The following is a 10,471-nucleotide window of genomic DNA, read 5'->3' as shown; positions in this document are numbered from 1 at the left end:
GCGCGTTCAGACTGCCAGCGCTAAAAGTGTCTCCAGGATCAAGGACAGGCGGCACCGACTTTCATATACGGATGCCGCGACGAGGCCGACCGGGTGTTAACGTCCCTTCCTCCCGGATCGACAGGGGCCGGAAGCAGCTTTCAGGCGGCTTCCGGCTTTCCCCCTTGGAGCCCTTGCACAACCCGGATTTGCTTTGCTTTTGACGTGTTGGCGTCTATCACCTTGGCGAGGCCAGCCATGTCGGGCGGGCACGCAAGGACCCCAGGCACGAAACGCCGAATGACGGATTCTGTCCACGACGAGCCCCTTTTCCACGAAGTCGAGGGCAACCCGACACCGGATAACGCCACCGGCGGCTTCTTCGTAACCCGTGATGGCAGGAAGATCCGCTATGGCCTGTTCGGGGCGGTAACCCGCCCGATCAGGGGTACGGTGGTCGTCTTGTCGGGCCGCAACGAGTGCATCGAGAAATATTTCGAGACCATCCGCGATCTCGCCGATCGCGGCTTTGGCGTCGCAACCCTCGACTGGCGCGGCCAGGGCTCCTCCGACCGGCTGATCCGTGACCGCCAGCGCGGCTATGTCAGGAGTTTTCGGGACTATGCCGCCGACCTGGAGCAGTTCTTCGAGGAGATCGTGCTGCCGGACTGCCGTGGGCCATACTACATCCTGGCGCATTCGGCGGGTGCAACGGTCGCACTGCTTGCCTCGCCGTCCATGGTGAACCGCGTCCGGCGCATGGTGCTGATCGCGCCGTTCCTGACGCTGCCCGATCTGCCGGTCTCGATATCGACCGTTCGCCGCCTCTGTTCGCTGTTTTGTGCCCTTGGCCTTGGCCGGCTCTATGCCGCATGGGGTCCGCGGCCGAAAGTGTCGGCTCCCTTCGACACCAACAAGGTGACAACGGACCCGGAGCGCTATCGGCGCAACACGCGGATCTACGAAGAGCACCCACAACTGGCCCTGGGCGGCCCGACGATCCGCTGGCTGCGGGCCGCCGCGAAGGCGTCGGAGGCGGTCAGCGATCCCGACTTCATGGCCGGCATCCAGATTCCGCTGCTCATCATTGCGCCCGTCACGGACCAGGTGGTTTCAACCAGGGCCGTCGAAGCCTACGCCAGGCGGTTGCGGCTCGGTTCGCTGCTGATGATCGACGGCGCGCGCCACGAAATCCTGCAGGAAGCCGACATCTATCGCGAGCAATTCCTCGCCGCCTTCGATGCCTTCATTCCCGGCAGCGACGACCCTACGGCCTGACTGGCGCTGTCCGGGCGCCTAGGGTTGCCCGAGGCATCGCCGACCGTCCTTCTCATCGGCGGCCACGACGGCCATGGCATGGAACGGTCAGCCGTGCAGCGCCGCCATGGCCGCGGCATGAAGCTCCGGCGTCGCCGCCGCCAGCACGTCGCCGCCCTTCTCGGCTGGCCCGCCGTCGAATGTGGTGACGACGCCACCCGCCTTCTCGATGATGGGGATCAGCGCCACGATGTCGTAAGGTTTCAATCCGGGGTCGGCGACAATGTCGACGCTTCCCGACGCGACCATCGCGAAGGCATAGCAATCGACGCCATAGCGCGCGAGTTGGACCTGCTGTTCGAAACCGTCATAGCGCTTGCGCGCCTCACCCTTGAACAGCGCTGGCGTGGTCGTGAACAACGTCGCCTCGGCGAGGCTGGTCGTCTTGCGCGTTGCCAGCTTTCGCGGGCCGCCCGGTCCTTCATAATATGCGCCGGATGCGTTGGCGTAGAACAGCTCGCCCGTGAAAGGCTGCGACATCATGCCGGCGACGGCGTCGCCATCGACCGTCAGCCCGACCAGCGTTCCCCACACCGGCAGGCCGGAAATGAAGGCGCGCGTGCCATCGATCGGGTCGATCACCCAGACATGCCTGCTGGCGGTATTCTCGCTGCCATGCTCCTCGCCGAGGATGCCGTGGTCCGGGTACTCAGCCGATATCAGTGCCCGGATGGCATGCTCGGCCTCGCGGTCGGCCTCGGTGACCGGGTCGAAACTGCCCTTTTCCTTGTTGGCCACCGCTCCCTGGCTGCGAAAGCGCGGCAAGGTTTCCGCCGCCGCGGCCCGCGCGATACGGCGCATGAAATCGATGCTTATGTCCAACTCATTCTCCTGCATTGCGGGGCACGCGCGAACCCGTGCTCTGCCGCCAGTTCAGTGCCAAAACAAGGGGGTTTGATGATTTTTCGCGTGGCGACTAGCTGTGGCACAAATGTCACGCGGCCATCATCGAGATACAGTTTCCACATCACTATGAATTAAAAACGCCTGAAGGTCGCTTGACATTTGTGCAGCGCACAATACGCTCAGCCTCGGACAGGTTCTCCTGTCCATGCCCTCCTTGGGCGTTTCCTCCCTAGACTTCGACCGTGTCGTGCAAGCGATGCGGTCTTTTTTTACGCCGCGACAGGGCGGGCTCACTCCGCCGCCAACGGCAGATCCATGAAATGATGGTCTGGCATTGCCATCAGATCCGCCGAGAACCGCGTCAGGTCGTCCGCCAGCGCGTCGAAGCCGGCGGCCTTCGCGAACGTCCGTTCGTTCATGTAGAGCCCGCGATTGACCTCGATCTGCAGCGCATGCAGGTGCCGCGCCGGACGGCCATAATGCTCGGTGATGAAGCCGCCGGCATAGGGCTTGTTGTGGGCGACTGTATAGCCCATGCCGCTGAGCAGCCCGATCGCGGTCTCCGTCAGCGCCGGCGTAGCCGAGATGCCGAAACGGTCGCCGATGATGAAGTCCGGCCGCAGGCCGCTGTCGCCGACACGGATGCTCGCCGGCATGGAATGGCAGTCGATCAGCACGGCAAAACCGAAGCGCGCATGGGTGCGGGTCAAAAGCCGTTTCAGCGTCTCGTGATAGGGCTTGTAGACGGCCTCGATGCGGGCGACCGCCTCGGCCAGCGGCAGCCGGCCTGAATAGATGTCGAGCCCCTCTCCGACCAGCTTCGGCACCGTGCCGAGCCCGCCGGCCACCCGCGCCGAGCGGATGTTGCAGAAGGAGGGCACCGGCTCGGCGAACATGCGCGGGTCGAGTTCCCAGGGCTCCCGGTTGACGTCGAGATAGGCGCGCGGAAAATTCGCCGCCAGCATCGGCGCGCCAAGCGCCACGGCGCCGCCGAACAGTTCGTCGACATAGCAATCCTCGGAGCGACGGATGGCATTTCGGTCGAGCCTCGCCATGGCGAGGAAGCGCTCGGGATAGTAGCGGCCGCTATGCGGCGAATTGAACAGGAAGGGCACGCGCTGCTCGGCGCCCGAGCGGATTTCGAAGGGCGGAAAGACCGAAAAATCCTCGGCTGCCGTCTTCAATTTGAACGAACCCGAAACCACCAGTGCATCATGACTTGAAACTGCCACCTTGCCGGCCGCGTGTCCAGCGATCAGCAGCCATGCCGTTGCGCGAATATGGGCGATGCAGCGCCCGCGTTCACTTGATGTTTACCCTCACATCCTCATATACAGGATGGTTAACGGGCTTGCCCGACGGCAATCTCGGGCGGGTGATTCGGACGGGACAACATGGCACGCATTCTTCTGGCGGAAGACGATGACGATATGCGTCGGTTCCTCGTCAAGGCGCTGGAGCGCGCAGGCTATCAGGTCAGCGATTTCGACAATGGCGCCAGCGCTTATGAGCGCCTGCGCGAGGAACCGTTCTCGCTGCTGCTGACCGACATCGTCATGCCGGAGATGGATGGCATCGAACTGGCCCGCCGCGCCACCGAGATCGATCCCGACCTGAAGGTCATGTTCATCACCGGTTTCGCCGCGGTTGCGCTGAACCCGGATTCCAAGGCGCCGAAAGACGCCAAGGTGCTGTCGAAGCCCTTCCATCTGCGCGACCTCGTCAACGAGGTCGAGAAGATGCTGCAGGCGGCCTGAACAACCCTTCCGCAAGGACATCGCCCGCCGCGGCGAGACGATGCCTTCTTTCCTTTTCCCGCTATTGACGCGCCGAACCAAAAGTGGTGTATGCGCGGCTTCGGATGGGCGTGTAGCTCAGCGGGAGAGCACTGCATTGACATTGCAGGGGTCACAGGTTCAATCCCTGTCACGCCCACCATCCTCAAAGACCTGCCATAAGTTCGGTACAAAAACGGGCCTGAACATTCGCGAGCGGTATCTCGCCTAGGCGCTGGCAATCACCTTCTCGACCTCTTGCACCGAATGTCCCGTCAGGTCCTTTGCGATTTCGCCGACAAGCACATCGGTCAGCTTCTGGTGATAATGCTTGCGAAGCTCGCCCAAAGTGCGCGGTGCGGCGATGACGATCAACTTGGCGATGTGCCCGCCGAGCACCTGCCGATTGAGCAATTCGGCTGTCCCGGCGGCAAAGCTGTCTTCCTCGATCTGGCTGCTGTCGGGATTCGACGCACTGCTCTGGTGACGTGCGCCTGAACCCTTGTTGTCGTTCGAGACGTCTTCGACGACCGACGCCGTCAGCTTGGGATTGGCTTCGTCGCCTGAATTGTGGAACATGTTCAACCGCTCGCCGTCGGCTACGGCGACGGTAGCGCCCTTGGGAATATCCATTTTGCAAATCTCCAGGTGAATCGTGAATCGCGCCAATGTCTTGGCATCGGGGGTCAACGCCTCAGAACGATATTGGATGCCTGAAGTCCTTTCGGTGGGCGTGGAACCTTCTTTCGCGGACGTGGTTATCCATCCGCTAGGAGATGTCCCCTCAACTCCATGCACAACATGAGGCCCGCTGCTCCCCCCAAGACAGCGGGCTTTTTGTTTGCGTGCGCATGCCGAGGCAAGAATGCCTGCACGACACGACTCAAAGCCACCGCTCCGTTTAGGGAAGCCGCCAGCCCCACGGCGGCGGTTTTATGCGCCCGCTTGACAACCCTTGCCGGCGTGGGTCATTTCTTTCATCGAGGGAAAAAGCGAGGACACTCATGAAGAAGACATATGAAAAGCCGGTGCTGACCCGGCGCGAGCGTTTGGCCTCGGTTACCGCCGAGGCTCCGATCTCGAAGATTCCAATGTAATATCGCGGTCTGGATAAAAGCCCCGGAGCCGAAAGGCGGCCGGGGCTTTTGCGTTGAAGGCGTGACGTGCCGGCGGCTCATGCACCACCCGGACCGATGATGGTGCGCACAAACGGCACAGGCTCAAAACCAGGGCGGCCTGATCAAGCCAAGCCGCCATCTTGCCTTTGCCAGCCGGCCGGCTTCCGGCTTCTTTCCCATGGATACACGCCGTCTGATCTTCCTGAAGATCGGGTTTCCGGGCTCCATCCTCACCAGCCTGGCCATCATCTCCATCGCGGACGCCCTGTCATCAAGCGCTTCGACGAGGATATAGGCCGAGCACGCCATCGCGTAGGGATGGCCGGCCCTCGCGGCCGCGAGGAAACCGTCGAAGTCCCTTGCCATCGCCCTGTAGCCGCCATGCTTGGTCGTCAGCATATCCATCATGGGCAAGGGCATCCTGGTGCCTTGCGGCCACTGGCTGGTCATCAGTGATTTCAGGATCGCCTCGCCGGCCGCATGGTTGCCTTCATGGAAATAGGCCGCCGCGATTTTCAGGTCATAGGCGTCGTTCTCCGGATCGAATGCCTGGGCCCTTTCCAGAAGCTCTCGCGCATGCGCCGGACTGATCTCGTCCTCCATCGAGCGAAACGCCCATCGATAGCCGAAAGCAGCGTCGAGCCGGTGGTAATCGGCCGGGCGTTCCCGCAGTTCATCCGTGATGATCTCGACGGCGCGGGAGTGGCTGAACAAGCCGCTGGTGCCGATGCAAGGCTTGCCGCCCATCAGCGATGCCACCACCGCATAGATGCTGCCCGAGGCGTGAATCTGTTGGCACCTGGCCATCAGCGCCATCTCGAAGAACGCATTGAGCACTTCCTCGCTGAATTGGCCGACGCCGAAATCCTTGGTGCGCATCGCTCCGGTCTCGGCCGTGAGGTAGTCGAGCGCCGCTTCGTCCTGGCCGATAAGCAGCGTCGTCAAGCCCCTCGACGACAGTTCCGCTATGATCGCCTTGGCGAGGACGGAGGGGATCACCTTTTCGGTGAAAACCAGTCTTCTGCGATTCTGGCCGTAGATGATGTCGCCGCTGCGCAGATGCAACGCGGCCATCGGACCGGGAAAGCGGCATCTTCCGGCCGCGTCCATCGCCTCCCGCACGGCTGGCGAGAAGCCGAAAGCCCGCAGCACTTCGGACCGTGCGACCGGCTCTGCATTGTCGTCATGGAAAAAGTCGAGCGCATGGAACTCGTCGCAGATCCAACCACGCAACCGTCGCTGCCTTTCCGCCGCCCGCATGCCCGCTGGCGTGAAATCCCTGTCGCCCACAAAGCCGAAACCGGCCTTCTTGATCTTCTCGCCCATCCAATGCTTCTCGATGAAGGTCGCGTCGAAGATTTTCCCGACGAGGTCGACGGTGTGGGAGCCTTCGTCGATGATCTTCGTGTCGCTCCATGTGAAGCCGAAACGATAGCCGAGCCTGTCGGCCAGGGCCTTCGCGTTGGCCATCGCCAGCAGGCGGCCGCCGAGTCCATCTTTCCGGTTGGCGACGATCAGCATCGATTCGGGGTCACGCGACGCCGAGCCGGATGTCGCCCTTTTCAACGTGCCGGACAAACCACTCATATGTCTGCTCCAATCCGCTGCGCAGCGAGTATCGCGGGCGCCAGCCCGTGGCAAACAGGCGCGAGACGTCCATCCGTTTGCGAGGCGTGCCATCGGGCTTTGTCGGATCGAATCTTATGCCGGTGTCGCCGCCCACGACGGACACAATCGTCCTCGCGAGTTCGGCAATGGTGATATCCTCGCCCGTACCGACATTGATGTGACTGTCGCTTGAATAAGTCTTGAGCAGGAAGATGAGCGCGTCCGCCGCGTCGTCGACATGCAGGAATTCCCGCATCGGTTTGCCCGACCCCCAGACCTCGAGGGACTTCCGGCCGGCACTCCTGGCCTCATGCGCCTTGCGCATCAACGCAGGGATGACGTGGCTTGAATTGAGGTCGAAATTGTCGCCCGGCCCGTAGAGATTGCTCGGCATCGCCGAGATGTAGTCGACGCCATGCTGGCGCCGATAGGCCTGGCAGAGCTTGAGGCCGGCGATCTTGGCGATGGCGTACCACTCGTTTGTGGGTTCAAGCGGCCCGGTCAGCAGCGCGTCCTCCGGGATCGGCTGGGCCGCGAGTTTCGGATAGATGCAGGACGAACCGAGGAACAGCAGCTTGCCGACTTCGGCGCGGAACGCGCTGTCGATGACATTGGTCTGCATGATCAGATTGTCCTGGAGGAAATCGACCGGGAAGCTATCGTTCGCCAGGATGCCGCCCACCTTGGCCGCCGCCATGACCACCGCGTCCGGCCGCCGGTCGGCCATGAACCGGCGCACGCCGGCCTGGTCGAGAAGATCGAGTTCGTCGCGGGATACGGTGACAATATCGCAATCCTCGCCGGCCAGCCCGCGCACGATCGCCGAACCGACCATGCCGCGATGGCCGGCGACGAAAACACGTTTGCCCCTAAGGTCGAAGCGGTTGTCCATGGATAGTCCTTAGGCCGTATTGCCGCTGCGCCACCTGCCGCCGGCGACAAGCGCCAGGTCCGCCTGCACCATTTCCGTCACCAGGTCCTTGAAGCCGGTCGTATGCGACCAGCCCAGTCTTGTCCTGGCCTTCGAGGCGTCGCCGAGCAGCGTGTCGACCTCGGTCGAGCGGAAATAGCGCGGATCGATGCGCACCAGGACAGCGCCCGAAGCGGCATCGACGCCGATCTCGTCGACGCCTTGGCCCTGCCAGCGGATCGCCCGCCCGGTCTCGGCAAAGGCCAGTTCGACGAACTCGCGCACCGAATGCGCCTCGCCCGTCGCCAGCACGAAATCGTCGGGCACCTCATGCTGCAGGATGCGCCACATGCCCTCGACATAGTCGCGGGCGTGGCCCCAGTCGCGCCTGGCGTCGATATTGCCGAGATAGAGCGTCTCCTGCAGGCCGTGGTGAATCGCGGCCACGGCCCGCGTGATCTTGCGGGTGACGAAGGTCTCGCCGCGTGTCGGGCTCTCGTGGTTGAACAGGATGCCGTTGGCGGCAAACATGCCATAGGCTTCGCGATAGTTCACCGTGATCCAGTAGGCGTAAAGCTTGGCGGCGGCATAGGGCGAGCGCGGATGGAAGGGCGTCGTCTCGCGTTGCGGCGTCTCCTGGACCCTGCCGTAGAGTTCCGATGTCGACGCCTGGTAGAAGCGCACCGACTTGTCCAGGCGCAGGATGCGGATGGCTTCCAGCAGCCTGAGCGTTCCCAGCGCATCGGCATTGCCGGTGTATTCAGGCGTCTCGAAACTCACCTGGACATGGCTCTGAGCGCCGAGATTGTAGATCTCGCTCGGTTGGGTTTCCTGCACCAGGCGGATCAGGTTGGTCGCATCCGTCAGGTCGCCATAGTGCAGGAAGAAACGGGCGCCGCGCTCATGCGGATCGATGTAGATGGCGTCGACGCGCTCGGTGTTGAACGAAGACGAACGGCGCTTCACGCCGTGGACGACATAGCCTTTCCCCAGCAGCAGCTGCGCCAGATACGCGCCGTCCTGGCCGGTCACCCCGGTGATGAGAGCCACTTTGTCCGTCATGCCATATTCGTCCGTTTTAACGGCGCATACCGAATACAGGTTTGCATGTCGAACGCAAATCAGCGAGCAGGGCTCTTTCCCGGTTCGGCTTTCTTGCGCTCTATACGCCCGCGACGGCGAGGAGGCTCTTCATCCTGGATGTCGCCAGGTCGGGATCAGCCAGCAATCCTGCCTGGTCGGCAAGGCGGAAGATGTCTGCATAGTGGCGGATGCCGCGAGCCGACTGCATGCCGCCGACCATCGTGAAATGGTCCTGATGGCCGTTCAGCCAGGCCATGAAGACGATGCCGGCCTTGTAATATTCGGTCGGCGCCTCGAAGATCTTTCGCGACAGCGGGACGGTCGGCGCCATCAGCGCGTCGTAGCCGGCGTGGTCGCCCTCCGCCAGTTTCGTCAGGGCGGCATTGGCGACCGGCGCGATGGCGTCGAAAATGCCAAGCAGCGCGTGCGAATGCCTGTTGCCGTCGCCGGCGATCAGTTCGGGATAGTTGAAGTCGTCGCCGGTGAACATGACGACGCCGTCCGGCAGCCGGTCACGCAGCATGATCTCCTTGCCGGCATCGAGCAGCGATATCTTGATGCCTTCGACCTTGCCCGCGTGGCGCTCGATGATGGCGACCACCGTATCGAGCGCGGTCTCGAAATCGTCGCTGCCCCAATAGCCCTTCAAGGCAGGGTCGAACATGTCGCCCAGCCAGTGCAGGATGACCTTGCCGGACGCCTGGCTTAGAATACGATCGTACACGCTCGCATAGTCGTCCGGACCCTTCGCGACGGCCGCCAGCGCGCGGCTGGCCATCATGATCGCCTTGCCGCCCTGCCCTTCGATGAAGGCGAACTGCTCCTCGTAGGCGCCGATCACGTCTGACAGCGTGCTGGCGGCGCCGGGCGCCAGATGGTCGGTTCCCGCGCCGGAGGCCAGGTCGGCGCCATCGACGGTTTTCGCTTCGGCAATCGAGCGGCGGATCAATTCCTTCGCGTTTGCCCAGTCGAAACCCATGCCGCGCTGCGACGTGTCCATTGCCTCGGCGATGCGAAAGCCGAGCCGCCACAGATGATGGCGGAACGCCATCGTCCCCTCCCAGTCGACCACCGGCCTCGACCACGGATCGGTCATGCCAAGCGGATCGGCGACGACGTGCGCGGCGGCATAGGCGATGCGCGAAAACCGCGCGCCGATCACCGGTTGCACAGGCTGGCCAACGAGCACGTAGCGGGCGCCGCTTCTGCCCTCGCCAGGCAAGACAATATCCATGGATCTCTCCCTTCGACCTGCCTATAAATGGAACGTTCCAATAAATCAAGAAGCTTAGGGCCCACTACCGGGCTCTCAAGGAAATACCGCACTGCACACACGAAGCCATGCCCTGCGGGCGGCGCAGCTTCGTCGGAACAACCCACCGGCTCGGAAAAGAATCCCGATTGACTCACAGGCAGACACGGGATTAGAACGTTCCAATAAATCCATGCAGGATTTCGGAAGGATGCTCAAGGATGGCCAGCCGGGCCAAGGCAACGATATTCGACATTGCCCGCGAAGCTGGCGTGTCCAAATCGACGGTGTCGCTCGTGCTCCAGGGCAGCGGGCTGATCCGGCCTGAAACCGCGGTCAAGGTTCGCAAGGCGATCGAGGATGTCGGCTATGTCTACAACCGCGGCGCCGCCAATCTGCGCAAGGCCCATTCCAACGTCATCGGCATGGTCATCAACGATCTCACCAATCCCTTTTTCGCTGAACTGGCGGTCGGCATGGAGCGGGTCTTCCAGTCGGCAGGCATCGTGCCCTTCATCGCCAACACGGCGGAGAATCCGGTGCGCCAGGAAGAGGTGCTGAAGTCGCTGATGGAGCAAGGCGT

Annotated in this window: 10 protein-coding genes and 1 tRNA gene; 4 read left to right on the top strand and 7 right to left on the bottom strand. The window is 62.7% G+C overall.

Going from position 1 to position 10,471, the window contains the following annotated elements; translation table 11 throughout:
• The first annotated feature begins 279 nt into the window (after nucleotides 1-279).
• On the top strand, nucleotides 280-1,257 hold the full coding sequence (locus WC739_RS22080) for an alpha/beta fold hydrolase (protein ID WP_372955121.1): 978 nt from the start codon (nucleotides 280-282) through the stop codon (nucleotides 1,255-1,257).
• Nucleotides 1,258-1,344: 87 nt separating this feature from the next.
• Here WC739_RS22080 and hisN read toward each other — a convergent pair whose 3' ends face one another.
• Nucleotides 1,345-2,118, bottom strand: a complete 774-nt coding sequence (gene hisN / locus WC739_RS22075) for a histidinol-phosphatase (RefSeq protein WP_372955120.1) — start codon at nucleotides 2,116-2,118, stop codon at nucleotides 1,345-1,347.
• Nucleotides 2,119-2,432: 314 nt separating this feature from the next.
• Complete coding sequence (locus WC739_RS22070; RefSeq protein WP_372955119.1) at nucleotides 2,433-3,374, bottom strand: N-formylglutamate amidohydrolase; 942 nt, start codon at nucleotides 3,372-3,374, stop codon at nucleotides 2,433-2,435.
• Between the two features lie 162 nt (nucleotides 3,375-3,536).
• Here WC739_RS22070 and cpdR point away from each other — a divergent pair, with 162 nt between their 5' ends.
• Together cpdR and WC739_RS22060 are read left to right on the top strand one after the other, a co-directional pair.
• On the top strand, nucleotides 3,537-3,899 hold the full coding sequence (gene cpdR / locus WC739_RS22065) for a cell cycle two-component system response regulator CpdR (RefSeq protein WP_006199474.1): 363 nt from the start codon (nucleotides 3,537-3,539) through the stop codon (nucleotides 3,897-3,899).
• Between the two features lie 106 nt (nucleotides 3,900-4,005).
• Nucleotides 4,006-4,080, top strand: a tRNA-Val gene (locus WC739_RS22060).
• 65 nt (nucleotides 4,081-4,145) lie between these two features.
• On the opposite strand, the gene WC739_RS22055 is transcribed toward WC739_RS22060, so the two are convergent.
• The 5 genes from WC739_RS22055 to WC739_RS22035 form a co-directional block, all read right to left on the bottom strand.
• A complete protein-coding gene (locus WC739_RS22055; RefSeq protein ID WP_372955118.1) occupies nucleotides 4,146-4,550 on the bottom strand; it encodes a host attachment family protein in 405 nt (134 codons plus the stop codon).
• 587 nt (nucleotides 4,551-5,137) lie between these two features.
• The gene (locus WC739_RS22050) at nucleotides 5,138-6,622 is read right to left on the bottom strand and encodes a hypothetical protein (RefSeq protein WP_372955117.1); all 1,485 of its coding nucleotides are present in this window, start codon (nucleotides 6,620-6,622) and stop codon (nucleotides 5,138-5,140) included.
• Complete coding sequence (locus WC739_RS22045; protein WP_372955116.1) at nucleotides 6,567-7,535, bottom strand: GDP-L-fucose synthase family protein; 969 nt, start codon at nucleotides 7,533-7,535, stop codon at nucleotides 6,567-6,569. Before WC739_RS22045 ends, WC739_RS22050 begins: the two co-directional genes overlap by 56 nt.
• A 9-nt stretch (nucleotides 7,536-7,544) precedes the next feature.
• Nucleotides 7,545-8,615, bottom strand: a complete 1,071-nt coding sequence (gmd, locus tag WC739_RS22040; protein WP_372955115.1) for a GDP-mannose 4,6-dehydratase — start codon at nucleotides 8,613-8,615, stop codon at nucleotides 7,545-7,547.
• 100 nt (nucleotides 8,616-8,715) lie between these two features.
• The gene (locus WC739_RS22035; RefSeq protein ID WP_372955114.1) at nucleotides 8,716-9,870 is read right to left on the bottom strand and encodes a dihydrodipicolinate synthase family protein; all 1,155 of its coding nucleotides are present in this window, start codon (nucleotides 9,868-9,870) and stop codon (nucleotides 8,716-8,718) included.
• Between the two features lie 239 nt (nucleotides 9,871-10,109).
• Between WC739_RS22035 and WC739_RS22030 the strand changes: the two genes are divergently transcribed.
• Nucleotides 10,110-10,471 (top strand): LacI family DNA-binding transcriptional regulator (locus WC739_RS22030; RefSeq protein ID WP_372955113.1); only part of this gene is annotated, 362 nt, incomplete at its 3' end.

It is taken from the genome of Mesorhizobium sp. (assembly GCF_041661565.1).
Lineage (GTDB): Bacteria > Pseudomonadota > Alphaproteobacteria > Rhizobiales > Rhizobiaceae > Mesorhizobium.
This window is presented reverse-complemented; position numbering and strand designations above follow the sequence as displayed.